This window comes from Paenibacillus methanolicus (assembly GCF_008124765.1).
GTDB lineage: Bacteria > Bacillota > Bacilli > Paenibacillales > Paenibacillaceae > Paenibacillus_Z > Paenibacillus_Z methanolicus.
This window is the reverse complement of record NZ_VNHS01000003.1, coordinates 351718-376182: the sequence shown is the minus strand read 5'-3', so window position 1 is coordinate 376182 and position 24465 is coordinate 351718. Positions and strand designations below refer to the sequence as shown.

20 protein-coding genes are annotated in these 24465 nt (G+C 54.5%); 13 read left to right on the top strand and 7 right to left on the bottom strand.

Translation table 11 applies throughout. The annotated features are described in order from the left end of the window. Positions 1 to 17 precede the first annotated feature (17 nt). Genes BCM02_RS10500 through BCM02_RS10490 form a run of 3 tightly spaced genes read left to right on the top strand, consistent with a single transcriptional unit; the run spans position 18 to position 2999 of the window. Positions 18 to 974 carry a carbon-nitrogen hydrolase family protein gene (locus BCM02_RS10500; RefSeq protein ID WP_148929025.1) on the top strand — a complete coding sequence of 319 codons (957 nt, stop codon included), beginning with the start codon at positions 18 to 20 and terminating at the stop codon, positions 972 to 974. 28 nt (positions 975 to 1002) lie between these two features. Next, on the top strand, positions 1003 to 1833 hold the full coding sequence (locus tag BCM02_RS10495; RefSeq protein ID WP_187434134.1) for a GNAT family N-acetyltransferase: 831 nt from the start codon (positions 1003 to 1005) through the stop codon (positions 1831 to 1833). Next, positions 1830 to 2999 carry an amidohydrolase gene (locus BCM02_RS10490; RefSeq protein WP_148929023.1) on the top strand — a complete coding sequence of 390 codons (1170 nt, stop codon included), beginning with the start codon at positions 1830 to 1832 and terminating at the stop codon, positions 2997 to 2999. The genes BCM02_RS10495 and BCM02_RS10490 overlap by 4 nt, the downstream gene beginning before the upstream one ends. 65 nt (positions 3000 to 3064) lie before the next feature. Here BCM02_RS10490 and BCM02_RS10485 read toward each other — a convergent pair whose 3' ends face one another. The 3 genes from BCM02_RS10485 to BCM02_RS10475 all read right to left on the bottom strand — a co-directional run bounded on the left by BCM02_RS10485 (position 3065) and on the right by BCM02_RS10475 (position 7980). Next, complete coding sequence (locus BCM02_RS10485) at positions 3065 to 4855, bottom strand: sensor histidine kinase (protein ID WP_148929022.1); 1791 nt, start codon at positions 4853 to 4855, stop codon at positions 3065 to 3067. Then, positions 4848 to 6404 (bottom strand): response regulator, encoded by a 1557-nt coding sequence (locus BCM02_RS10480; protein WP_148929021.1) that lies wholly within the window; start codon positions 6402 to 6404, stop codon positions 4848 to 4850. Before BCM02_RS10480 ends, BCM02_RS10485 begins: the two co-directional genes overlap by 8 nt. Before the next feature lie 163 nt (positions 6405 to 6567). Beyond that, on the bottom strand, positions 6568 to 7980 hold the full coding sequence (locus BCM02_RS10475; RefSeq protein WP_148929020.1) for an MFS transporter: 1413 nt from the start codon (positions 7978 to 7980) through the stop codon (positions 6568 to 6570). Positions 7981 to 8152: 172 nt separating this feature from the next. On the opposite strand from BCM02_RS10475, the gene BCM02_RS10470 reads away from it, so the two are divergent. Beyond that, positions 8153 to 9088 (top strand): AraC family transcriptional regulator, encoded by a 936-nt coding sequence (locus BCM02_RS10470; RefSeq protein WP_246183307.1) that lies wholly within the window; start codon positions 8153 to 8155, stop codon positions 9086 to 9088. 123 nt (positions 9089 to 9211) lie between these two features. Here BCM02_RS10470 and BCM02_RS10465 read toward each other — a convergent pair whose 3' ends face one another. Further along, complete coding sequence (locus BCM02_RS10465) at positions 9212 to 10006, bottom strand: YheC/YheD family protein (RefSeq protein ID WP_148929018.1); 795 nt, start codon at positions 10004 to 10006, stop codon at positions 9212 to 9214. A gap of 180 nt (positions 10007 to 10186) precedes the next feature. Between BCM02_RS10465 and BCM02_RS10460 the strand changes: the two genes are divergently transcribed. From BCM02_RS10460 to BCM02_RS10440, 5 genes are all read left to right on the top strand, one after another. Next, positions 10187 to 11419: a phenylacetate--CoA ligase family protein gene (locus BCM02_RS10460; protein ID WP_246183306.1), complete on the top strand. Its 1233-nt coding sequence runs from the start codon at positions 10187 to 10189 to the stop codon at positions 11417 to 11419. A gap of 12 nt (positions 11420 to 11431) precedes the next feature. Next, complete coding sequence (gene sbnA / locus BCM02_RS10455; RefSeq protein ID WP_148929017.1) at positions 11432 to 12427, top strand: 2,3-diaminopropionate biosynthesis protein SbnA; 996 nt, start codon at positions 11432 to 11434, stop codon at positions 12425 to 12427. Further along, positions 12415 to 13383 (top strand): 2,3-diaminopropionate biosynthesis protein SbnB, encoded by a 969-nt coding sequence (locus BCM02_RS10450; RefSeq protein WP_148929016.1) that lies wholly within the window; start codon positions 12415 to 12417, stop codon positions 13381 to 13383. Before sbnA ends, BCM02_RS10450 begins: the two co-directional genes overlap by 13 nt. 264 nt (positions 13384 to 13647) lie before the next feature. After that, positions 13648 to 14013, top strand: coding sequence for a DUF2089 domain-containing protein (locus BCM02_RS10445; RefSeq protein WP_148929015.1), 366 nt, complete (start codon positions 13648 to 13650; stop codon positions 14011 to 14013). Positions 14014 to 14026: 13 nt separating this feature from the next. Next, positions 14027 to 14458, top strand: a complete 432-nt coding sequence (locus BCM02_RS10440) for an SHOCT-like domain-containing protein (RefSeq protein WP_148929014.1) — start codon at positions 14027 to 14029, stop codon at positions 14456 to 14458. Between the two features lie 400 nt (positions 14459 to 14858). Here BCM02_RS10440 and BCM02_RS10435 read toward each other — a convergent pair whose 3' ends face one another. Both BCM02_RS10435 and BCM02_RS10430 read right to left on the bottom strand, forming a co-directional pair. Then, positions 14859 to 15908 carry a Gfo/Idh/MocA family protein gene (locus tag BCM02_RS10435; RefSeq protein WP_148929013.1) on the bottom strand — a complete coding sequence of 350 codons (1050 nt, stop codon included), beginning with the start codon at positions 15906 to 15908 and terminating at the stop codon, positions 14859 to 14861. A 26-nt stretch (positions 15909 to 15934) separates the two neighbouring features. Further along, positions 15935 to 16822, bottom strand: a complete 888-nt coding sequence (locus BCM02_RS10430; RefSeq protein WP_148929012.1) for a sugar phosphate isomerase/epimerase family protein — start codon at positions 16820 to 16822, stop codon at positions 15935 to 15937. 203 nt (positions 16823 to 17025) lie between these two features. On the opposite strand from BCM02_RS10430, the gene BCM02_RS10425 reads away from it, so the two are divergent. The 4 genes from BCM02_RS10425 (at position 17026) to sstT (ending at position 23742) form a co-directional block, all read left to right on the top strand. Next, positions 17026 to 18204 carry a replication initiator protein A gene (locus tag BCM02_RS10425; RefSeq protein WP_148929011.1) on the top strand — a complete coding sequence of 393 codons (1179 nt, stop codon included), beginning with the start codon at positions 17026 to 17028 and terminating at the stop codon, positions 18202 to 18204. Positions 18205 to 19162: 958 nt separating this feature from the next. Next, positions 19163 to 20461: a hypothetical protein gene (locus BCM02_RS10420; protein ID WP_148929010.1), complete on the top strand. Its 1299-nt coding sequence runs from the start codon at positions 19163 to 19165 to the stop codon at positions 20459 to 20461. Positions 20462 to 21084: 623 nt separating this feature from the next. Continuing rightward, complete coding sequence (locus tag BCM02_RS10415; RefSeq protein WP_148929009.1) at positions 21085 to 22104, top strand: zinc-binding alcohol dehydrogenase family protein; 1020 nt, start codon at positions 21085 to 21087, stop codon at positions 22102 to 22104. A gap of 408 nt (positions 22105 to 22512) precedes the next feature. Continuing rightward, on the top strand, positions 22513 to 23742 hold the full coding sequence (gene sstT / locus BCM02_RS10410; RefSeq protein WP_148929008.1) for a serine/threonine transporter SstT: 1230 nt from the start codon (positions 22513 to 22515) through the stop codon (positions 23740 to 23742). Between the two features lie 131 nt (positions 23743 to 23873). Here the strand turns inward: sstT and BCM02_RS10405 are convergent, their stop codons facing one another. Next, positions 23874 to 24422 carry a TetR/AcrR family transcriptional regulator gene (locus BCM02_RS10405; protein ID WP_148929007.1) on the bottom strand — a complete coding sequence of 183 codons (549 nt, stop codon included), beginning with the start codon at positions 24420 to 24422 and terminating at the stop codon, positions 23874 to 23876. Between the last annotated feature and the right edge of the window lie 43 nt (positions 24423 to 24465).

Genomic DNA, 24465 nt, shown 5'->3' with positions numbered 1-24465 from the left:
CGCGGAGGAGTGGTCGCATGTCCAAGTATGTGAAAATAAGCTGTCTGGCGCCACCGCTGAAAGAGGTAGATGGCGGACAGGGATTCGAAGCGGTCGTGGAACAAATGATACGCAAATGGGAAGAGCATCTGCTCCATGTGCTGCCGGATCGGCCCGATCTCGTCGTATTGCCGGAATGCTGCGATGATCCCGCCTTTCGGGGCATGAGCACGGAATGGCTGTACGCATACTATCGCCATCGGGGGAACCGGATCCGCGACTTCTTCGCCGGGGTTGCCAGAGACCACAGCTGTTATATCGCGTATTCCGCCAACGTCGAGATGCCGGACGGCAGCTTCCGCAATGCGACGCAGTTACTGGATCGCGCCGGTGACGTCTGCGGCGCGTATAACAAGAATTATATTACGATTCGCCAGAAATCGACGTCCGACACGTTATACGGGAATGGAGCGAACGTCGTTCAGACCGACTTCGGCCGAGTCGCGTTCATCATTTGCTTCGATATCAATTTCAATGAATTGTTGGAACACTATGCGAAGCAAAAACCGGATTTGATCGTATTCTCTTCCGCATACCACGGAGGGTTGATGCAAGCTTATTGGGCGTACGCGTGCCGGGCTCATTTCGCGAGCGCGATCTGGCGACCCGAATATTCCTCGATCGTGACCCCCGTCGGCGAAGTCGTAGGCGAGAGCACGCTTTTCTATCCCTACGTGACCCGAACGATCAATTTGGATAGCGTGGTCGTTCATTATGATTACAACTGGGAGAAGCTTGAGAAGGCGAAACGGAAATACGGCGCCGATGTTCTGATCAGCGATCCGACCCGGCTGAACGCGTTCCTGATCTCGAGCGAATCCGAGGCGTTCACGATCTGGGATATCGTCGACGAATTCGACTTGGAGCTGTTGGATGATTATTGGAGCCGATGCAGAGCCGATCGCGGCAAGCCCGGTCACCTTGAGCCTTCATGAGAGGAGCCGGGAAGAGGAGGGGAACAAGATGACTTCCGTAAAGGCGGACGAAAACATTCGGTATGATGTCGTGACAGACGTCGGCGAGCTTCGCGAGATCGTCGGTCTGCAACATATGGTGTGGGGACCTGATCCGGTCACCTCCATGCAGCAGATGCGCGCGGCGATTCTTCACGGAGGATCGGTCATCGGGGCATTTTGCGAAGAGGCGATCGTCGGTTTCTGTTACGGATTCGTTGGTTATGACGGCAAGGAGCCTTACGTAGGTTCGCATATGATGGGAATCCACCCCGATTATCGCGACCGGGGGGTCGGGATGCGGTTGAAGCTGGAGCAGCGACGATGGGCGATGCAGGCCGGGTACGGCAAAATCGTATGGACGTTCGATCCTTTCGAATCGCGAAACGGTTACCTGAACGTATGCAAGCTTGGCGGGACCGTGTCCGCCTATATCCCCGAGTTTTATGGACTCGATGCCGCAGGCAGTCCCACGGATCGCTTCCTTATGGAGTGGGTATTGTCTTCGGATCGCGTCGTTCGCGCAATTAGCGGACAGACGAAAAAAACGGACGACGCGGCCAACTATCCGAGTTTGTTGTCCGTAGCATACGCGGGAGAGTCGGTGACCGACATGCGGGATTCGGCGTTACCGACTCTAGTAAGCAAGCCTCATGGGCTCAGGCTTCCCGTGCCCCGGAATGCAGCCAAGCTCAAGCGGCTGCAGCCTGAGATATTCCGGGCATGGCAGCGGCGATTCCGCGAGCTCGCGACGGATTGTTTCGCCAATGGTTATCGCGTCGTATCTTGCCATCGATCGATTCCGGAGGTTCAAGACTACGTGCTTGAATGGGAAGGATGAAAGACGCGATCGTGGCATGGCTGCGCGCGCATCGGCATGAGCTGAAGAGGACCTATGCGGAATTGCACGCGTTAGCGGAAGTAAGCTGGCAGGAATACAAGACGACGGCGTATTTGCAGCAGGTATTGGACGAGATCGGGATCGAGTACGAGCGCTTTCCTACTCATACGGGGCTTGTCGCTCATTGGCATGGAAGTATGAAATCCGCCTATGATGCGCGAGAGAATGGCACGGTCATCGCCCTTCGTACGGATATCGATGCGCTATGGCAACAAGTGGACGGGGCGCTCAGAGCGAATCATTCCTGCGGTCATGATGCCCATATGACAATGGTATTGTATGCGCTTCAAGCATTGCGGGCAATCGGGTTCCAGCCTGCCGGAGAGCTGCGAATCCTGTTCCAGCCCGCGGAGGAAACGGGGGAAGGGGCGCTCAAGCTGCTCGAAGCGGGCTGCTTGAATGACGTGGACTATGTACTCGGCATCCATCTGCGTCCGGACCAGGAGCTTGTTTACGGCCAAGCCTCCGGCGCCATCTATCATGGGGCATGCGCCGTATTGGAAGGGATCGTGACGGGACGACAAGCTCATGCCGCCCGGCCGAAGGACGGGTTGAATGCCATCGAGATGTTGGCTGACATCGTACAGGCGGTGAAGGCCGTCTCTTCGGGCGAATCGACCGGCCAGGCTTCCTGCAAAGTGACGAAGCTGCATGTTCCCAACGAAAGCAGCAACATTATCCCTGATTACGGGGCGTTCACGATCGATGTACGGGCGCAGACGAATGAAGCGATGGATGCGCTGCTCCCTAAATTATCGGCTGCCGTTCATGCCGTCGGCAAGGCTTACGGCAGCGCGGTGGAGCTGCAATCGAAGAACCGCATGGTTGCCGCGCGTCCCAACCCCTATCTTGAAGCTTTAGTTGGCGGCGTCATTACCGAGCTCCTTGGCGATGCCGGACTGGCCCGGCCTCCCGTGACGCCCGGCGGGGAAGATTTTCACTTCTATCCGTTACGCTTGCCGGAGCTGCGCGCCACCATGATCGGACTTGGCTGCGGTTTGCACCCCGGTCTGCATCATCCCCAGATGCGTTTCCAATCGGATGCCTTGGAGACTGGAGCGGCGATTCTGGCCTTATCGGTCGTTCGTCTGCATGGTCCCGGTTAACAAAGCTCGCTCGCCGCGTTTGGCTTCATGCAAACGGAGGAGCGGGCTTTTAACATGGTTTCGCATCATAAGGCGTCCGAATCCTCTATATACGCAATATGCGCTTCCACGATCAATCCGTCTCCGGGCGAACTGTAGAATTTGAGTCCGAACGCTTCTCCGTAAAACAGTTTGATGCGCTCCTGAACGTTGCGGATTCCGTAGCCGCCGCCGCTAGGATTGATCGTCCTGCCACCGGATCGCAGTGCTTGTAGCTGCGACTCGTCCATTCCCACCCCGTCATCCGCGACGGACAGCACGAGACGGTCCTCCTGTCGTTCGCAGGCGATCGTAATGATTCCCTCCCGATTCTCCGTCTTCAATATGCCGTGCAGAATGGCATTCTCGACGATAGGCTGCAGGGATAGCTTTGGAATGAGTCCCTCGAGAACGTCGTCGTCGACTTGCACATTAAACTCGATTTTTTGTTGGAAGCGGATATTTTGAATGGAAACATAAAACTCGACCAGCTTCAGTTCTTGCCCGATCGTGATAATATCCTGTCCGTTGCTTAAGGCAAGCTTGTAATAGCCGGCCAGCGAATGGACGAGGGAAGGAATGTGGCCGTTCATCCCGAATTGAGCCATCCAATTGATCTGATCCAGGGTGTTGTACAAGAAGTGGGGATTGATTTGGGATTGCAGGGCTTTCAATTCCGATCGAACGGCTCTCACTTCGTAATCTTTGAGCAGCGCCAATTGCCGCGTCATATAGTTGTAACTCTGGATGAGCTCTCCGACTTCGTCATCCCCCGACGGCCTCGCGATCGGTTCAAGCGATCCGGCCTCCACGGCTTTCATTCTTCGGCTCAAATGCGTAATCCGCCTTGTCATATGGAGGGAGATCACGTGGGCCAACCCAAAGGCCAGCAAGCCGACGGCTAGCAAACCGACGAGGAGCTCTTGCTGAAGACGTTCGCTTCTGGACACGATCTCCTGATGGGGGATAACGGTAATCATCGTCAGGTCGGTTTGCGGGATCGGCAGTTGGAGGAATTCAAGTTTTCTCCCGTTGACGATTTGCGTATTGCTGCCGTTCGCCTGCCGGAACAAATTCGGCGCCGTCCTCCCGGCCGGCAGGTATTGCCGCATAAGGTCGTCGTCCGATGCAAGGAGAACGAGGCCGTCTCCGCTCTGCACGTACGTCAGACTATTTTTCACGGTATTCGCGCGCGATACGATTTCTTTCAGATTTCGTTCCTCGATGTCGATGCGAAGAAGGCCGATCGCGTCATTATAGCGGTCGGGATGACGGATGAGACGGACAAGCGATATGACCGGAACGCCGTCGACGGTTTCGGCCGGATAATCGCGCGAAGAGAACCACATGAGCTTCACCTTTGTCGCGTCGAGTTTCTCGTACCATGGCGTGCGCGAGATTTCTTCCAATCGGGACGTGTTCCGGCCTTCATCGGCGAACAGGTAACCTTGGGGCATATAAAGCCGCACCGTGCTTATATCCGTGCCGTCTTGATAAGAATCGAGGAACTGAATCAGCCTGTTCCCGTCCTCTAACTGTTCATACAGCGTGTATTCGTCCGTATTTCGAGTCAAGATACGGGTGATCTGAACCTCATCCAATGCGATAAGATCCGAAATGTCGGTCACCCGCGTCAGTTTGTAAGCGAGGAAGGAATGCGTCTGGTTAAAGCTTTGATTCAGCGAGAAGCTGACCATCTCCTGGATAATGCCGGCCACTTTGCCGGATGCGTAAAATTGAAGATAGAGAATTGGGAAGAGGATGAGCAGCAAGAACGACAACAGCAGCTTTTGCTTCAATCTCAGTTTAAGCAGAAGACGATTGACGGCCTTAAACATCGGCAACCCGCTTCCTGAACTCCGAAGGCTGCAACCCGGTTACTTTTTTGAATATTTTGCTGAAATATTCCCCATCGCCATATCCGACTTGCAAAGCGATATCGAACAGCTTGAGGTCTTTGTTGGCCAGCAGCTCTTTCGCCCGGTCAATCCGGTATTCCGAAAGGTAATGTTTGATCGTCATGCCGGTCCCTTCCTTGAACACGAAGCACAAATGGGGGATCGTCACGCCGACATACTCGCTGATCTCGGTAAGCGACAGCTGGCGATTCCGATAATTTCGCTCGATGTATTGCGTGACGTGCCGGATGATCGCGTTGCCCTTGCGCGCCTCCAGGTAATCGAATAGCGCGTCGAGTTCATCGCTTAGCATCCGATGCAAGTCGCCTAACGTCTGGCAGGCATACAAGCGAGACGCAAAGACGCCTACCGCCGTTTCCTGCTTGAATGCGGGAATGCCGTTTTCTTTGCCGACGAGTTGAACCGTTTGATAGAGCTGCAAATAAATGCCCTTCGTATAGGCAACCTGCGTGTCCGGATAGTTCCGAAGGGTGCGCGTCAGGTCCGCCAGCCAGAGCCTGGCTTGATCGGGGCTTTCTTGTTGAAGCAAGAGGGCGAATGCCCGGGAACGCTCGTCATCCAATACGAACGCATCGGTAGCGAAAGGACGTTGTTTTCGCCATACGACCGTATTTGGCGGCTCGTAAAAGCCGTGTTGAAGCTGGATCACCGCGGACAGATAGGAGGCATATAGTTGCTCCAAACCTTGTACGGTCTGACCGATGGCCAAGTGGAAGCCCGGGCCTTGGGGCAACCGAGGCGTTATCGCATCGATCCAGCGCGCCAGCCGGTCTTCCAAGCGAACATCCCCTTCCGAAAGGGAGATCAAATGGAGCACGATATGAACGTCGTCTTTCAACATGCCGAAAGCATGGAATTCCGCCGCTCGCGCAGCCGATTCGAGCATCTTCAGCAGGCCCGCGGGCTGTTCGATCGTCTGATGCCATTTGAGAATAGCGGACGCGCAGCCGTCGGAGCCGCCGGGCAGCGGAAGTCCGGTCAAGGGGAACAAACGCGCCAGCTTGCCCGCCTGAAATTCCGGAGCGCATAGCAGCGCCGCTATTTCCCGTTTAATTAGCGGGAGGCTCTCTGCTTCGCCCATGTCGAGCTGCCGTTCTTTCCGAATCATATCGGAAGCGATGCGGATCGCTTCGCTTAGTTCGATCGGATGGATCGGCTTCTCCACATAATGAACCGCTTGCAGCGTAATGGCGGCTTTCAAATATTCTTTGTCCGAATAACCGCTCATGAAGATGATGCGCACCTTGGGGCAGATCGTGCGAATGCGGCGCGCCGCTTCAATGCCGTCCATTCGCGGCATTCGAATATCGGTGAGCAGGATGTCCGGGCGGAACCGTTCGGCAATCCGAACGGCATCCAGACCATCCTCCGCCTGCATCACTTCATTGATGCCGTATGGCTGCCAGTCGGTCTTCATCACAATCCCTTGGCGAATCAATTGCTCGTCTTCCGCAAGCAACAGTTTCATGAAGCTCCCCCTTTTCGGAACGTGTCCTTCCTCATTTCATTATAATAGGTTTGCCGGGGAGGCATCGCGAAATCTTAATTCTAGACAGGAAATCGAAGGATCGACGGGGGAAGCGCCGGGCGTTGTCCTGCGTTATGCGAACTGGCGGGCATATCCGTCCTGTTCAACAATCCGTAAGCGCTCGTTCGCGAGCGCGAACGGTCCGGCGTGATGGCAGATAGCAGAGAAGCGTTACGGCAAGGGCGGCGATGATAAAGACGACGGAGCCCAAGACGGAGCTCGATAGGGCATGGGCGAGCTGCCTCGTTGAAGGCTGACCCGAACCGACGGCGGCATCGAATACGGTGATAAGGACGGCTAGACCAAACGAGGAGCCGCTTTGATGCGCGACATTGATCAGACCCGAAGCCGCTCCGGCGTCGCGAGCGTCCACGTCGGCGAGCCCCAGCGCGGTGAGAGGCTGGAACACCATGCCGGAACCAATGCCCATTAGCGCCAGCAGGATGAACATGGACGGGAAGAACGGCGCCTGGGCGAGAATGATGCCGCTCAGTCCGAGCGTACCGAGGGAAGCGAGCAGCAAACCGGCGGTCAATACTTTAAGCATGCCGAACCGGTGCACGAATCTCTGGATCAGGTACATCATCCCGAACTGCGCGCCCGTGAACGGGAGGAAAGCCAGGCCGGCTTCGAAGGAGCTGAACCCGAGAACGTTCTGCAAGTATTGCGGGACGAAGAAGAAGAGCGAGAAATTCCCGCATACGATAAGGAACCTCCCCAAGTAAGCACCGGTCCGACGGCGGCTCGCAAACAGACGAAGCGGGACGATGGGCTCTGCCGCCCGAGCTTCCAGAAGAACGAAGGCCGCTAACGATAGCATGCCGGCTGCAAGCGGAATCCATGTTGAAGGCGAGTCCCACCCAGCCTCCGCCGCTTGAACGAAGCCATAGACCAACGAAGTCATGCCCAATACGGATGTCATGGCACCCCAAAGATCAAACCGCCCCTTCCTCGTATCGGTCTCGTTGATAAAACGCCGAACCAAGTACAGCAGCGCAATCCCAATGGGAACATTGATAAACATCCCGAGCCGCCATGAAATAAAATCGGTGAAAAATCCGCCAAGCATGAGACCGATACTGCCGCCCGCGGCCGAAACCGCGCTGTACATCGCGATCGCTCTCGTACGCTCCTTGGTTTCTACAAAGTTCGCCGACAGCAAGGCCAGCGCGGCCGGCGTTGCCAATGCGGCGGCCAATCCTTGGCATGCGCGGGAGGCGAGCAGAAATTCGGCTGTCGGCGCCAAACCGGCCAGCAGCGAGGTAAGCGAGAACAGTCCGATGCCAGCGCTAAGCATACGTCTTCGTCCCCATAGATCCCCTGCCCGGGCGCCGAGCAGCAAGAAACCGCCAAAGGCCAAAATGTAGCTGTTATGGACCCAGGTCAAGCCGGTGGTCGTCATATGAAGGGCGCGGCCGATTTGAGGCACGGCCGTGACCATGATCGAAGCGTCAAGCACGACGATAAGCTGACAGACGATGATAATGGCTAGCAAGATCCGTTTGGAATGAAGCATATTCACGTTCCTTCCTTTGTATCAAGATGCTGTTTCTGAACTTTATTATGAATGGAATCCACGGAGGGAAGTAGACCGTTCCTGCCTGAAAATTGCCTAAAACTACAATTCCGTTCATAATAAGGTTCGGAGAAGGGAAAGAATGCCGGAACGAAGGAGAGATGGCTGCGCGATGATTGGAACGAGTGAATCTACTCATAAGCAAGCGCTGGATCAGCTTATAGCCATGACGGATCGGATTCCCCTGACGGATGGACGGACGCCGACTAAGGTGCCGTTTCTCTCCATTATTAAACATAGTCGGGATACGCCGCGAAGCCCGGGCGTGCTGACTCCGTCATTTTGTCTGATCCTACAAGGGATGAAGAGGCTCTACCTGGGCCAAGAAATCTATCGCTATGGCGCAGGCGATTATTTGGCAGCGTTGATCGATATGCCGGCTTCCGCCCAAGTCGTCGGAGCCGAGGAACAATCGCCGTATTTAGGGCTGCGCATCGATTTGACGACGGACGACATCGCGTCGGTAGTCATGGAGGCCGGCATCGCCACGGAATCAAGAGGGAAAGGGCCGAGGGCCGGAGCTTTCATCGGGAGATCGGATGCCGAGCTGCTGGACATCTTTTTCCGGTTATTGAAGATCATCGATAAGCCGCAAGACGCGCGGTTTTTGTCCGAGTTGCTTAAGAAGGAAATGATATACAACTTGCTGTCGGGCGAGTACGGACACTTGTTTGTCCAGAAGGCGCTCTTCGATCAACGAGCGGACGGAATCGGCAAGGCGATCCAATGGATCAAAGAAAACTATGCGCGATCGTTTGCCGTCGAGGAACTCGCCAAGTCCTGCAGCATGAGCACCTCCGGGCTGCATCATAAATTCAAGGCGATCACGACCATGGGGCCGCTGCAGTATCAGAAGCAGCTTCGTCTTCAGGAAGCGAGGCGCCTGATGTTGAGCGGTCCGATCGGCGTCACGACGGCCGCGCTGACCGTCGGATATGAAAGCCCCTCGCAATTCAATCGGGAATACCGAAGATTATTCGGCCTGCCGCCGCTGCAAGATAGGAAGGCGATGCGAAAGGCTTCCGGCGCCCTGGAATTCGAGGTTTGAAGGTCAGGTTGGTCCAGTCGAGGCTCTGTTCCTTGTTGACATACCCACAAAAACGAAAGCCCATCGCGATGATGAACGGTCGCGGTGGGCTTATTTGCAGTTGTTTCCCTACCCTTTCTCAATCTATGTCGCCGGAGCCTTACGGGCTTTGATGCAATGCAAGGTGTACGTCTGTCCGTGGGCTTTGGCATAACGCAAAATTTTCCGGAGCATGGAGGCGTCTTGTACCTTCGTGAACGGGCAAGGATCCGGATTGGTGTTGACCTCCAGCATCCACGGCCGAAGCTGCCGGTCTATCGCGATATCAAGTCCGAACACGTGCAGGGTAGGATCGGATTTGCTGAGCAGCCGCGCGGTCTGGAGAGAGATGGACTCCATCCTCCGGATGACCTGGGCTGCCTTCTTGGTGCCCGCCGCGTACCGAAGCAGCTGCGCGGACGGATAGATCGTTCCGCCTTGACTGCCGTTCGTGACAATCTTCTTGGGGTGGGCAAGCCTCGCGACGGTGCCGGTGCACTCCCATTGGCCCCGCGGATTCCGCTGTACCATTACGCGAAAATCAAACGGACGGTCGAGGTGCTTCAGCAAATAGATGCCTCTTTGCACCAGATACGGTTTGGCTCCGACCCGGCGGCGGATAGAGGCGTACATGGATGCGAAGGAAGAGAAGGCATACTTCGCCTTGCCGCTCTGATACCGGTAGCCCTCGTTACCGAACCGCTCGACCCGCATGACCCCAATGCCTAGCGCGCCAATGGTCGGCTTGATATAGACCATGCCGTATTGGGTGAGCATACTGGCGAGCCCTTTGCTCGACATCGGTACCGTCTTGGGGACGTATTGGGCCAGCTCGCGGTCTTTCAATATGATTGTGGTTTTTACGAGCTTGCTGATAAGCTTCGTTCGTCTAGGCTTCATCGCCACCGCTCCTCTTGTCGTTAATGACTTCTTCCGCCGACTCCAATAGTTTACGAGCGCGGAGCATCTACGGTGAGTCGTTGTCCGCCCAGTCCCGGTCACGTTGCGGATGCCCGTTTCTTGAACCGTCTACGCCAGATGCTCATAGAGTGAATGAACGACTGAAAGCGGGGTCTTGCTATGAACCCAGATCATGCATTGGTAGAAAAGCTTCGTCAAACCAAGCTTCTGTTTCCCTGGTACGAATCGCTGATCTCCTCGTCCGCGGGAACCGGCGTATTACCCCATTCGGCCAGGCTGGCGGAGCTGCCGCTGATGACGGCGGAGGTGCTGGAGAAGCATTATTACGCCGCGGATGAGCCGTTCGCCGGACGAACGGATATCTATTGCTATAAGACGAGCGGCACGAGCTCGGGACGAAGGAAGAGCATCTACTATTCCGCCGAGGATGAAGCGCGATACTTGGCGATCAAATTAAACGTCGTTAGCGCGATTCTCTCGGATGCGCGCCTGACCAGAGCGATGGCCGATATGGGTACGGGCCATGCGGCCGCAACGGCAGAGGCGGTGTTCAGACAGCTTGGCATGGAGACCGAGTCGATCCCGTTCCAACTGCCGATCGAGCGTCATGTGGAGCGGCTTGCCGCCTTCCGGCCCGAGGTGCTGTATACGATGCCTTCCATCCTGGACCGGATATTGATGGCTTCTCCGGACCCCATCCAATATGGGATTCGCAAAATCATTCTCGTTGGCGAAGCGGCGCCGCCAGCCTGGCAGCAGCGCGCGGCCGAGCGTCTAGGCATCCGTCCGGGCGACATCACGGATACGTACGGCTCTATCGAGATAGGCACCATTGCGAGCTATGATCATGCGCTTGGCAGATATGTGTTGACGGAAGGGCTGATCGCGGAAGGCTTGCGAGCGGAGGAAGCGGGAGTGGGGGAGGCTGAGCTCGGACCCGACGAGCGGATCCTTGTCCTCACCTCGACCGTGCGCGACTTGTTTCCGGCCATTCGTTTCGTCACCTATGACGTCGTCCGCGATTTCGAATCGATCGTCGTGAACGGGGAGACAAGGGCTAGCTTCAAGAGCCTCGTGAAGAGAGTCGGCAACGAGCTGAAGCACGGGGAGAAAATAAGCGTTTACGACATTGAAGATGCCGTGTACCGTCACATTCGCGATGCCGCCATCCGGGTCGTGGCGAAGGACAATGCGCTTACGGTGCATATCCTGGGCGAAACGGTTGCACCGGATGCGCTGGATGCGATAAAGCAAGAGATCGCGGGCCGTATTCCCGAGATCGGCGTCATGATTCAAGGCGGAATGCTGCAGGAAATCCGGGTAATCGCCGGCGCCTTCGATGATACGGTACACCGTCAGGCGATCAAAGGGAAGAAGATCCATAAGGCATAGGGGAGTGTCGGGATGAATACAGAGGAGGGCATCTTTCAATTCGTAGGCGAAACTCCATTAATACCGCTTCGCCGGTTGTACGGCGGACTGCCTTTTCAGGTTTACGCCAAGCTTGAGTTTATGAATCCGGGAGGGAGCGTGAAAGCCAGACCGGCTCTCTACATGATTCGAGAGGCCATCCGGAGGGGCGATATCCATGAGAAGTCGGTGGTGATTGAGTCGAGCTCCGGCAATCTGGGCATTAGCTTGGCGCAAATTTGCGGTTATCTCGGTTTGCGATTCATCTGCGTCGTCGATCCGCGAACGACCGATCAGCATAAGGCGATTATTCGCGGTTATAACGGCGAAATCGATCTCGTCGCGGAACCCGATCCGGATACGGGAGAGTTCCTGCCGGCACGCATTCGAAGAGTGAACGAGCTGCTCGCGCAAATTCCCGGCAGCTACTGGACGAATCAGTACGCGAACCCGGACAACTATTTGGCTCATGCCAACACGACGATGAAGGAAATCGCGGCATCGCTTGCGCAGCTTGATTATTTATTCTGCGGGGTCAGCTCATGCGGTACGGTTCGAGGCTGCATGGAATATGTGCGGGAGCAGGGGCTGAAGACGAAGATCGTCGCGGTGGATGCGGTTGGAAGCGTTATATTCGGCGGGGAGAAAGGGAAAAGACGGCTGCCGGGACTTGGAGCGGGCATCGTCCCGGGTCAATACAGGCCGGATATGGCCGATCATGTCGTGACGGTCACGGATATGGAATGCGTGCAGGGCTGCAGAGACCTCGTCCGCGCCGAAGCGATCCTGGCCGGCGGCTCCTCCGGCGGCATCGTGGCGGCCATTCGCAAGCTATCCGACTCGATTCCGGCCGGCTCGGTCTGCGCGGCGATTCTGCCGGATAGCGGCGAGCGCTATTTATCGACCGTCTTCGATGACGAATGGGTGGAGAAGGAATTATTAACGGGACAATCCGATCTAACTACAGGTGATCGCCCATGCGATATTTGAACGATGCGCATATTCGGGAGATGGGGATCGATTGGAACGAATTGATATCCGTTGTGGAGCAGGTCGTTCGAACGATCGACGAGGGGGATTATGCGCAGCCGATCAAGCCTTACTTGCGGTTTGGCGATCCGGCAAACCGGATCATCGCGATGCCGGCCTTCGTCGGCGGCGGGGTCGTCATGTCGGGCATCAAATGGATTGCGAGTTTCCCCGGAAACCATCGGCATGGGCTGCCCCGGGCGCACTGCGTCGTCATCTTGAACGATCCGGTTACGGGCAAGCCGGCAGCCTGCTTCGAAGGCGGCCTGATCAGCGGGTTGCGTACGGCTGCGGTCAGCGGGCTGATGATGCGGCATGGCCAGGCGGCACGCGGGTTAGCGGCTCGCAAGGTCGGCATTGTCGGCTGGGGTCCGATCGGAAGGCTGCATGCGGCCATGGCCAAGAACGTGCTTGGGGAGGGGCTCGATCGTATAACGGTGTTCGACTTGAACGGTGTCGACCCGGATTCGATCAAACCCGATTTGCTGCCGTTCATCGAAATCGCCGACGGCTGGCGAGCGCCATTCCGGGAGTCGAACGTATTCATCACCAGCACGGTGGCGAAGCAGCGCTATATCGATGAAGCTCCATCCGCAGGGAAGCTGCTGCTGAATATCTCGCTGCGGGATTATATGCCGGAGAGCGTACGTGATATTGGCGCCGTCGTCGTCGATGATTGGCAGGAGGTATGCCGGGAGAATACCGATATCGAACGGCTTCATCTCGAGCATGGCCTTAGGCAGTCGGATGCGATGACGATCGCCGACGTCGTATGCCGGGGCAAACTCGCGGACTACGGGCCGGGAGATGCCGTATTTTTTAATCCGATGGGGCTCGCGGCCTTCGATATCGGCATTGCCGCCTACTTCCTGCGCAAGGCGGAGATAAGCGGTATTGGCATTGATCTGCCATCGTAAGCGAGAGCGCAACAGGCGTCTCGGCCAATGGGTGCCCTTGCCGAACACTTCGGACAAAGTGTTTGGCAGAGGTGCCTTTTTGTATGCCGGCAACTTCTTCGACCCTTTCGTCGAGTTCCCCTTAATAAAGCGATAATTTCATATGATCAAATCACTCGATGTCAAAAATCAATTTATTTAAAGTGATAATTGAATTTATTAATTATATGCCATTTACATATTGAATGTATTGATTTATAATTCAGAAAAAGAAAGGAGTAGAGTATGAAATATCCTATCCTCACGCAGTGTCCGGTATGCGACCATCAGCTGCACGCGGTCAAGCTGGAATGCGGACATTGCCGGACGACGATCGAGAATACGTTCGAATTATCGAAGCTGGCTCTACTCTCGCCCGAACAGCTCCATTTTGTCATCACCTTTCTCGTGAACAGAGGCAACATCAAGGAAGTAGAGAAAGAGCTCGGCATCTCTTATCCGACGGTTCGCGGCAAGCTTAACGATATCATTACGGCCCTCGGATACGATACGCGGAAGAAGACGGAGGTTGACGAGAAGAAGGTCATCGCCATGTTGGAGAATGGCGAGATCACGCCGGATGAAGCGGTCAAAATGTTAAAAAACGAATAGGGAGGAAGGCACGATGAAAGAAGAAATCAGCAAAGTGCTGGCCATGATGCAGGAAGGTAAAATCGATTCCGACCAGGCTTCGAAGTTGATCGATGCCCTAAAGGAGAAGGAAACGGCACCAGCGTCGCAAGCCGTGCAGGTCATGGGGAAACCCGGCTATCCGAGTAAACCGTCATCTTCATCAGCCGGCGGTTATTTAAATAAAACGCTGAAAATACGGATTTCACAGGATAACGATAACGTGAACATCAATCTGCCCATTAAACTGGTGAAAGCCGTACTCGGAGCGGGACACAGCATTGCGTCCAATATTCCGCAGGCCGCGCAATATGTGAAGGACATCGATATCAACCTGCTGATCGATGCCATCGAGAACGAGCTTGACGGGCAAATCATTGACATCCGCTCCGGTGAACAAGATATCGTCACCGTAGTGATCGAGTAATGAGGCATGATGATTGTGAAGATGAAGAGCAGGGAGCACGCTTTTACGATTCCGGTCCCCTATCTTGTATTACGCATGGGGAGCGGCTTCCTGACATCCAATTTCGTCCAGCGCATAGTCGGCGGGCACTTGAGCCGACATGATAACTTGGATTCGGAGAGCGGCCGGTTCGGGATTGCGCTGGCGATGTCGATCCTCGAGAATCGCGACACGAAGCAAGCCATCAGGCAGTTCATTAGGGAGCTGCAACATTGTAGAGGGACCGTTCTGCTCGATGTTCGGACTCAGGACGGTACGGAACTATGGGTTAGATTGTAGGCCAAGCCAAGAAAACCGCGCAGGTGCGCGGTTTTCTTAATCCAAAGCCAAACTCCCGTTGATAAAGAAGGGGGGACTCGCGTCATCCTAGCTCCATAAATTGCGCAATGCTTACTTTCCTTCCCGTACTCGCGCTCTCGAGCGAAGCCAGCACCATCGCCATGCTGTACCGGTTATCCCGGCTGTCCGTCTCGGCCAGACGGCCTTCTTCCAACGAGGCGAACATCTCGTCCAGGCAGCCCGGATGACCGTAACGCAGCTGCTGCGAACCTTCGGCGCTTCCATCGACGCGGATCGATTCCTTGATGAATTTGCCGGATTGGTCGCTTGCCGCGACAACTTCGGCGTAAGGAGCGCCATGGCCGTCCCAGATCGCCGTTCCTTTCTCTCCGGTAATGCGCCACTGGGCTTCCCACGACGTCGGCGATCCTTCCGCGCACCATGAACCGCGATAATTGAAGATCGAACCGTCGGACATTTCGAAAATGCAGACGGCTGCCGCGTTGCCCGCATACCAAGAGCCGGGAGGGTTATATTCCTGGCAATAGACGGTTACCGGATCCGCATTCAGAATCAGCCGCGCCTGGTCGAACGTATGAATCGCCATGTCGAGCAGCAGGGGGCTTGCCATGGCGTCGCGGAAACCGCCGAAATGGGCCCCGATGAAGAAATCTGCCCCCGCGAATCCCGGCTTGCCGATCGTACCGGATGCGATCAGCTCGCGCAAGGAACGGATGCGCGGGTCGTATCGGCGATTCTGCATGACGACATGGGCTCTGCCCGTCTGCTCCGAGATCCGCACGATCTCGTTGCATTCCGCCATCGACTCCGCCAGCGGCTTCTCCCCGAATACATGGCAGCCCATTCGGAGCGCCGTGCTGCTAATCTGATAGTGGCTGGCCGGAATCGTCACGTCGAACACCAAGTTCGCGCCGGTCTGCTCGATCGCTTGCGCTAGATCGGTGAAGACGGGGCAGGAGAGACCTTTGCTCTCTCTCTTCGCGATCGCGAACTCTTCCTTGATATCCACCAGCGCGACGATCTCGGTATCCGGGCGCTCCTTCGCATAGTCGATCCAGATATTCGACATCCCGCCGCAGCCGGCTACCACTACGTTATATTTTGCGCTCATCGTTGTTCGTTCTCCTCTCACATCCGTTAGACCGGATTCGGTACGAAGCTCCCGCCTCGGCATTGCTTCAGATAGTTGAGCGCATGCACTTGGCCCGTCATCTCCAGTTCGCCGCGATACACGGGGTCATGCCAGCCTTCGATATCGATCGTCCCTTGGTAATTCGCCTGACGGAGAATCGTAATAATGTCGGCCCAGTTCGTGTCGCCGAAGCCGGGCGTCCGATGCCAGACGAAAGGTTTAGGCCCATGAATGCCGTACTCCTTCACGATATCCCAAGCGATCGTCGCGTCCTTGCCATGAACGTGGAATACTTTATGTACCCATTTGCGAAGCTGCGGGATCGGATCGATCAAGGACACCATCTGATGGCAAGGCTCCCATTGCAAGCCGATATTATCCGACGGGATGGCGCTGAACATCATCTCCCACGCGGTCGGGTTGTGGGCGATATTCCAATCGCCGGATTCCCACGTTCCGCCCATGTCGCAGTTCTCGAATGCGATGCGAACGCCTTTGTCCGCCGCTCTTCTCGATAGTTCGCCGAACACCTTCGCATATTGCGGGATCGAGGCCTCGATCGACTCGCCCGTCAGCCGTCCCGTGAACCCGGAGACGATATCGGTGCCGAACAGATGCGCATGGTCGATCAGACGTTCCCAGCTCGCAAGCGTATCCTTATTATCGCCTGCGCCCGTCAGGGGATTGCCGAAGATGCCTACCGTCGATATGATGAAACCGTATTCATCTTGGAGCTCGCGAACCCGCTTGGCGGTCTCGGCCAGATCGGTCGTGCCGGTCGTCTGCCAGAAGGTCAGGCTGAATGATTCGAAGCCGTGAGACGCGATCTGGGGAATGACGCGAACGGCGTCGCCGCCGCCTACCAGCGTACCGATGCGCAATTGATTTGTCATCTTAATTACCACTCCTATTTTGGTATATGGCATACCTAAGCAACTTCAGTATAGCGAGGTTCCTGCCTGTTTTTCTCGTATGATTTTGTGTAATACTAGCACGATTTTGCGGGAGATGGTTGCCGTGAGCTTAAAGCCTGCAAAAGAATGCCGTTCCAATTGTCATGTGCTAGAATAGCGACTACAATAAAGGAAGAACGACCATGAAAGCGGGTGGCAGCAAATTGAGCAAGTCCATTCTTAACAACCTCGAGAAGAATGCTCAAATTCTCGTTAAAAGCCGCAAGGATTTAGCGAAATACTCGAAAGACGAAGTCATGATTAAAGGGCAGATCGAACTAGAAGCGGAAGGGTTCACCAAGCCTCTATTATATAAAAGCATCTCGGAACTCAAACGCATCTCGGTTCCGCTCATTACGCGGTATACGGAAATCGCGCTGAAGGACAATCAGAACGAAGAAGTGACCGAAGAAATCCAGCTGCTGCAGCATCAAATCCTAATCCTCGAGAAGGCCATTCAAATCAAGCAAAAACAAAACCGGCAGCTCAGCCACAATATGGAACGGAACTTTATCGACCACCCGTTCATCTCGTCGAGCAGCCCGAACGAGGAGACTTTGCAGAAACAGCGGAAGAAAGACGGCAGCTTAGAAGTCAATAAGACGGGTTTTCGCAACATGCACTATAACAACAGCAACGGCAAGCTGCTGCTTCCGACGGACGCGCGCAACATGCTGGGCATTTTCAAGCTATGGGAGCAAAAGGGGAAAAGCCAAAGCTTTGAATTTACGTTCAACGAACTGCTGAAATGCGTCCAGGTGGAAGCGATCGGCGGCGAATATAATAACCTGTTCGACAGCTTGTCGAACCTGGGCCAGACATCCATCGTTATGGAAGAATTTTTCGATGCGGAAGCCAAAAAACGGATGAGAACGAAGATTCATAACCCGTTTCAGGACATGGAAATCGACCGTACCACGAATACGGTGTCCGTGATGCTTAGCAACAATCTCCATAAGAACTTATTAATCGGGAACGTCGTGCCGATCAGCATCTCGTTGTTTAATGATTTGGCTTCGCCGACGTCGCGCGCGCTGTACCTGATATTGGTCAACAAAGCGAAGGATGGCGATCTGATGCTCGACGTGGAGCAGCTGCTTCCGCACCTGGGTCTTCATTCGAGCGAGAAGTCGAAAGCCTACTCGCATATGCAGCGAGCGTTCGAAGAGCTGCAATCGTTCGACGTTATTCAAAGTTTCGACATTGTGCGGAAAGAACGACGCGTTCCGGTGCAAGTGAGATTTATCCCAAGCGATTGGTTATTGCAAGCGGATTCGATGGACAATCAGCTCCAATTCAACACGCCTACCTTACTCGGGTAGCGCGTGTTTTTTGTTTTCCTGCCAAACTCCCCTAAAGTACGTCGTAAACCTCCCCTGAAGTACGTCATTTAATCGGTTTTAAAAAATTTTCTTTTAAAACGAGACTCCCCTGTAGTACGTCGCAAAACTCCCCTGTAGTACGAAGCTCCTCTGTAGTACGTCGAAAACCTTCCCTGAAGTACGAAACTCCTCTGTAGTACGTCGCAAAACTCCTCTGAAGTACGTAAGTATACTCCCCTGAAGTACGAAAACCCTCTGTAGTACGTCCGAAAACTCCCCTGTAGTACGAAACTCCTCTGTAGTACGTCCGAAAACTCCCCTAAAATTACGTTCCAAAACTCCCCTGTAGTACGTTTGACCATATCCTAACCCCAGTGGTATTGTCGAAACTAGGAGATTTATGTAATAAGGCTGATTGGTTTGCGTTCACGGTCGGAAGACCGAGAATGCAGCATTCAGCCAAGAAGCTGATTGGTTTGCGTGCACAATCCAAAGATTGGGAATGCAGCATTCAGCGAACATATAGCTGATTGGTTTGCGTGCACAATCCAAAGATTGGGAATGCAGCATTCAGCCAAGAAGCTGAATGGTTTGCGTTCATTCTTGTATGTCAATAAAAGGATAGAAAAAAACCCCCGCTGGTAACGGGGGTTAGGGGAAGTAAGGTCTGGTAAACTTTACTTCTTGCGTTCGATGGTAGGTTCACGATGGAATTCCGTACGTCAACGAATCGATGGGGATCGAGTCGGTGACGAATGGTTGCTGATCACCTGCTGGTAACAGGGAATCGGCTGATAAATCCTGCAAAGTCCTTTTTCGCGAAAAAATTGCGCTGAAAAGGTCTGCTTTAGTTTTGCCTTTTTATCGGCTGTTCCCTTATTATAACGCTCTCGGGACCGGGAGTAAATACGCTGCGCATGACATTCCTATGAATAGACGAGGAAGGAGGCCGATCTGGATGACGAAGCCGTATAAAGGAGCACATGCATTCCAATATATGAAATTGAACAATCGAAACTTCGATGCGACGTATCCGGTATCGGTCGATTACTCCTTCCTCCATGATCTGCTCCAGATTGAACGTTCGTACGATCAGGACGAAGTCTTGCTGTTCCGCCGCAACAGCCACCCGATGCGAAAATACCATGTGACGGAGATGTCGATCCGCCTCATGATGACCATTTCCCGGCGCTTCAATACGGAAGGCTCGCTAAGCGGCGTGTCGACGCATCAGTTGTATCAACTCATGAACGAAGAATATGAGGATGCCGGCTCCAAAGAACAATTCTATGCCGAGATCCGAAAGTTCATCGATCTGGGTCTGCTTTCGACCAACCAGAACGGCATCATCTCCGAATGGCGATTGGAATCGTTCAAGCGCCGGTCAGGTCGTTTCGTGCTGTTCAACCCGGTCGTCTTTACGAAAGCATTCACGGATCTGCCCGTGTCCGCGCAAAAGCTGTATCTCTACATCATCAGCCGCAACGGCGACAAAATGAATGCCGAATTCAAGGAATTCCTCGGCGAAGCATCCTGGATCTATACGCTGACGCACAAGAACCGCCCAGCCCAGATTCGCGAGTCGCTTCAATCGCTGGCAACCTTAGAGCCGCAGCCGGGACATCCTCTATTTACGAAGGCAGCCGTATCCAAGGACGCGACGGGACGGTGGTCTTTGTGCTGCGTGCCGAATCCGGCGTATCAGGTTCGTCACGAGGCGAATCGGCAATATCGGGCCATCCCGAAGGCGAAAGTCCCTTATAGCAAAACGGTCGGCCGGCTTCGCATGCTGCTCCGACAATTCCGGATCGGCGACCTCGAGCAGCTCGACAATGGACAAACCTTCCTCAAGCTTGCGCAATTACTGCATAACCGAGGGTTGAAGGTGCTCCGGTTCGCGGCCAAACGCCTTCGCGACATGTTCGATAGCCGAGAACTGTTTAGCGTGGATCCCGTGCTGGTACTGGAGAAGGAATTGGAAGATCGCACGTACCAGCGCTTCATCGAGATTACGCAAAGCACGGGCATTTACGCCTTTATCGTCGGCGAAGAGACGGACTATGCGCTGGCGCGACCTTATCAGTTCTATAGGGCGGTCAAAGGATGCTTCTCGCTCCGACAATTTAAGACGGCATGCCAGCTCGCAGTCCAGCTGCTTCGGACCGAGAATGTTGTTCTCGGGGCGGGAGCGGAGTTTTATGTGGAAGAGTATCTGATCTCCCGCTTCGCTCGAGCCGACAAGCAGGTTCACGCTTAGCCCCCAATGAAAGGGGCTTTTTTGGCGTTGGGCCCTACTCGATGATTCATCTCGTTCACGGGACTTGCCTCTGTACGGAAAGGAGATAAGCAGTCTATTTTCACGACAGCAGCCAGATCTGCTGTTATTTTTATCGGTTCGATGTGATAAAAGCAGAAAGTTAGGACAGATTCTGGACGCGTTAATTTCGCTTTTGTAAATATTGTAGACATGACGCTGTGGATTGGGGATGAATGTTGGGGGTAAGCGCCGACGTAGAGGAGGGCTGGATGAGGTGGTTTCCGATCGGCTTTCTTTTTCTTTTTTTTGAACCGCTTTATCGCTTTGGTCTGGAAAAATGACGATAGTTTGCGATACAGTCTGAAAAAATAATGCAGCCCTGCTTGGACGCCTTGTACCATGCGGGGTTTAGCCATTATTCGGCACGCTAGAAGATAGTATTCTTTAATAGATACTTTAGTTTAGAAGATATATTTCATCTTCATAGGCGTAGTGATGGATTGGACTCCAATCCATCCGAAAGCGATATCGGAATCGGACATAAAATTGCGGGAATCCGCTATTACGTTTTCCTATTTCGGGTGCAACAATGGAATCAGCCCGAATAGAAAGGAAGAGCGTGTATGAAAGGAATTATTTGCGATGGCGTTGACGCGCTGCGTTACGCGGAAGATTTGCCTGAACCGGCGTGGACTGACGGGCATGCGATCGTGCGCATTCGAAGAATCGGCATATGCGGCACGGATTATCATGCGTTCAAAGGAAACCAGCCCTTCTTCCACTATCCGAGAATATTAGGTCACGAGTTATCCGGCGTCGTCGATCAGATCGGCGACAATGCGAAGGGGCTGGCAGTAGGCGATACGGTGGCGATCATTCCTTACATGCACTGCGGCCGCTGCCTCGCTTGCCGCCGGGGCACGACGAACTGCTGCACGGATATGCAGGTGCTCGGCGTGCATCGGGACGGAGGCATGCGGGAGCGAATCTCCGTGCCGGCGTCTCATCTGCTGAGAGCCGAAGGACTATCGTTCGACGAGGCGGCCATGCTCGAGCCGCTCGCGATCGGCGCGCACGCGGTGCGGCGATCGGCGGTTGAAGCGGGCGATACCGTGCTCGTGATCGGTTCAGGGCCGATCGGTCTCGGCGTCATGGCGTTCGCCAAATACGCGGGCGCCCATGTTATCGCGATGGACATGAACGAGGAACGGCTAGCCTTTTGCAAGACATGGGCTAAGGTGGATCAGACCATTAATACGCAAGAGGGCGATGCGCGCCATCGGCTATCCGAATTAACCGGAGGCGACTACCCGATCGCGGTGTTCGATGCCACCGGCAACGCTGCTTCGATGACGAGATCGTTCGAACTGGTCGCGCATGGCGGCAAGCTGATTTTCGTCGGTCTCGTGAAAGGAGACATCGCGTTCTCGGATCCGGAGTTTCATAAGCGGGAGCTGACGCTCATGGGCAGCCGGAACGCGACAGAGGCCGATTTCCGTCATGTGATGGACGTCCTGAGCAGCGGAGCGATCGATATAAGCGCCTATATTACGCATCGCGCCACGTTGGAGGAGATGATCGAGACGTTCGGATCTTGGCTGGACCCGGCGTCCAAAGTCATGAAAGCGATCGTGGAATTGTAGAGAGGATCGGGCGGGTGAACGGGGGCACCGCTGTTCATACATCTTGCAGAAGCTGCGCGGAATTGCGCAGCTTCTGCGTGTTAAGTTAGGATCGACCGTATTCCGGAAGCGCCGCTTTGTGGAGTATAACATCATACGATTATTCAAATTCAAGCAACAATTTTGAAGTCATATCTTCTGAAGTTCTATAGTAGGTCTTCCCTGGATCCCTTTTAATATCTACATCATTACCGCCGTGGTTTGCCGCAGACGGAGGCCGTCCCCGAGCTTATTACTGCAGACGAGCAATTGTTGTACCTGATACACAACTATCCGCATTCATGATAAACTAGCATTTATACAACACGGAAATATTCCATATATAGTATGGTCGTGTGTATAATTCCAAATATTTGCTGGAGGGACTTCATGAAAGCATTCGTACTCAAATGGAACCAAATCAGCCTCGTCAAGCGAATACTCGCTGGCATGCTCGCAGGTATTCTCTTGGCAATAGCGCTCCCTCAAGCAACCGGCATCAGCCTGCTCGGCTCCCTGTTCGTATCCGCCCTGAAGGCGGTTGCGCCGGTGCTCGTCCTGCTGATCGTCATGGCGGCCATCTCGCAGCACAAGAAGGGCCAACAGACGAATATGGGCTCCATCCTCGTTCTGTATGGGATCAGTACGTTTCTTGCAGGCTTGATCGCCGTCATCGCGAGCTTTATTTTCCCGGTTACCTTGTCGCTGGTTACAGGATCGAATGATCTCTCGCCGCCGGAAGGCATCGTCGACGTGCTCAAGGCACTGTTGCTGAACGTCGTCGACAATCCGGTTCATGCGCTTATGAACGGCAATTATATCGGCATTCTGGCATGGGCAATTCTGCTCGGCGTTGCGCTGAAGAACGCCCAAGATAGCACGAAGACGATGCTTGTCAACTTCTCGGATGCTGTGTCTCAAATCGTCAAATGGGTGATCAATCTGGCGCCGATCGGCATCATGGGCCTCGTGTACGATTCGATTACGGCGAACGGCTTGTCTTCCTTGCTGGATTACGGGAAGCTGCTTCTCGTCTTGATCGGCTGTATGCTGTTCATCGCCCTTGTCGTCAACCCGCTGATCGTGTACGCGAATATTCGCCGAAATCCGTATCCGCTCGTGTTCAGCTGTCTCAGGGAGAGTGGCATCACGGCGTTCTTCACGCGCAGCTCGGCAGCCAATATTCCGATCAATATGCGGTTGTGCGAGAAGCTCGGCTTGAACTCGGATACGTATTCGGTCTCCATCCCGCTCGGCGCGACGATCAACATGGCGGGTGCGGCGGTTACGATATCCGTCCTGACCTTGGCGACGGTGCATACACTCGGCATCGAGGTCGACTTCGGCATGGCGCTATTGCTCAGCGTCGTCTCCGCCGTTGCGGCGGCGGGCGCCTCCGGAGTAGCCGGCGGATCGCTGCTGCTCATTCCGCTGGCGTGCAGCTTGTTCGGCATCCCGAACGAAATCGCCGTCCAGGTGGTCGGCGTCGGGTTCATCATCGGCGTGCTGCAGGACTCGTTCGAGACCGCGTTGAACTCCTCCTCCGACGTACTGTTCACGGCAACCGCGGAGTATGCGAAGGAGCGCAAGGCAGGCAATGAAATGTTGAGTAATGCGTAATTCGGCGGCATTTGCACAACGTTCTCGCAGCAAAAACAGCGGCATCCCTGTGGGATGACCGCTGTTTTTTGTGTTACGAGAATGAAGTGGCTACCTAAACGCAGATACGTGAGGCTTGCGCGTTCTATTCTTTATAAGCTCCTCCCCAACAAGATGCCCGCCTGCTTCGCCATATCGCGAGGAGGGTAGGGCATGCCGTTGCGGATCCACCATTCAATGAGCCCGACATAAGCCGTCCCGGCAAATTGCAGCATAACGTCATCGCGTAACTCCGCATTACGTCCGCTTTCCCGGTCGATCTCGCCTTGGAAGCCTTCCATGAACGATGCCAGCAGCCGGGTTCGGAACGAATCCGGGGCTTCTTTGCTCGCCAGCATGGTCGAATAGAACAAGTAGTTCTTCTCGAAGTATTCGAAATAAGGCACAAGCGCCTCGGCCCACTCCAGCTCGCATGCCCAGCTATCCATTTCGCCCATTTCGTTCAGGTGCGATTCGATTAGTTTATCCAGCAGATCGTATTTGTCTTGATAGTGCAAATAGATGGTCCCGCGATTGACGTTGGCCCGGTCCGCGATGTCTTGAATGGTGATGTCATCGAAATTTTTTTCGGTCATCAGTTCGATGACCGCTTTTTTTAACGCTTCCTGCGTTTTGATTATTCGCCGATCGACTTTAGCCATCGTATAGCCACCAAACTTTCTACGTTACTTAACACTTTCGCGC

What these genes read in the sequence shown, in the direction of transcription:
- BCM02_RS10500 (WP_148929025.1), top strand. Translation starts at nt 18, where the DNA reads ATGTCCAAGTATGTGAAAATAAGCTGTCTGGCGCCACCGCTGAAAGAG.
- BCM02_RS10495 (WP_187434134.1), top strand. Translation starts at nt 1,003, where the DNA reads ATGACTTCCGTAAAGGCGGACGAAAACATTCGGTATGATGTCGTGACA.
- BCM02_RS10490 (WP_148929023.1), top strand. Translation starts at nt 1,830, where the DNA reads ATGAAAGACGCGATCGTGGCATGGCTGCGCGCGCATCGGCATGAGCTG.
- BCM02_RS10485 (WP_148929022.1), bottom strand. Translation starts at nt 4,855, where the DNA reads ATGTTTAAGGCCGTCAATCGTCTTCTGCTTAAACTGAGATTGAAGCAA.
- BCM02_RS10480 (WP_148929021.1), bottom strand. Translation starts at nt 6,404, where the DNA reads ATGAAACTGTTGCTTGCGGAAGACGAGCAATTGATTCGCCAAGGGATT.
- BCM02_RS10475 (WP_148929020.1), bottom strand. Translation starts at nt 7,980, where the DNA reads ATGCTTCATTCCAAACGGATCTTGCTAGCCATTATCATCGTCTGTCAG.
- BCM02_RS10470 (WP_246183307.1), top strand. Translation starts at nt 8,153, where the DNA reads ATGATTGGAACGAGTGAATCTACTCATAAGCAAGCGCTGGATCAGCTT.
- BCM02_RS10465 (WP_148929018.1), bottom strand. Translation starts at nt 10,006, where the DNA reads ATGAAGCCTAGACGAACGAAGCTTATCAGCAAGCTCGTAAAAACCACA.
- BCM02_RS10460 (WP_246183306.1), top strand. Translation starts at nt 10,187, where the DNA reads ATGAACCCAGATCATGCATTGGTAGAAAAGCTTCGTCAAACCAAGCTT.
- sbnA (WP_148929017.1), top strand. Translation starts at nt 11,432, where the DNA reads ATGAATACAGAGGAGGGCATCTTTCAATTCGTAGGCGAAACTCCATTA.
- BCM02_RS10450 (WP_148929016.1), top strand. Translation starts at nt 12,415, where the DNA reads ATGCGATATTTGAACGATGCGCATATTCGGGAGATGGGGATCGATTGG.
- BCM02_RS10445 (WP_148929015.1), top strand. Translation starts at nt 13,648, where the DNA reads ATGAAATATCCTATCCTCACGCAGTGTCCGGTATGCGACCATCAGCTG.
- BCM02_RS10440 (WP_148929014.1), top strand. Translation starts at nt 14,027, where the DNA reads ATGAAAGAAGAAATCAGCAAAGTGCTGGCCATGATGCAGGAAGGTAAA.
- BCM02_RS10435 (WP_148929013.1), bottom strand. Translation starts at nt 15,908, where the DNA reads ATGAGCGCAAAATATAACGTAGTGGTAGCCGGCTGCGGCGGGATGTCG.
- BCM02_RS10430 (WP_148929012.1), bottom strand. Translation starts at nt 16,822, where the DNA reads ATGACAAATCAATTGCGCATCGGTACGCTGGTAGGCGGCGGCGACGCC.
- BCM02_RS10425 (WP_148929011.1), top strand. Translation starts at nt 17,026, where the DNA reads ATGAAAGCGGGTGGCAGCAAATTGAGCAAGTCCATTCTTAACAACCTC.
- BCM02_RS10420 (WP_148929010.1), top strand. Translation starts at nt 19,163, where the DNA reads ATGACGAAGCCGTATAAAGGAGCACATGCATTCCAATATATGAAATTG.
- BCM02_RS10415 (WP_148929009.1), top strand. Translation starts at nt 21,085, where the DNA reads ATGAAAGGAATTATTTGCGATGGCGTTGACGCGCTGCGTTACGCGGAA.
- sstT (WP_148929008.1), top strand. Translation starts at nt 22,513, where the DNA reads ATGAAAGCATTCGTACTCAAATGGAACCAAATCAGCCTCGTCAAGCGA.
- BCM02_RS10405 (WP_148929007.1), bottom strand. Translation starts at nt 24,422, where the DNA reads ATGGCTAAAGTCGATCGGCGAATAATCAAAACGCAGGAAGCGTTAAAA.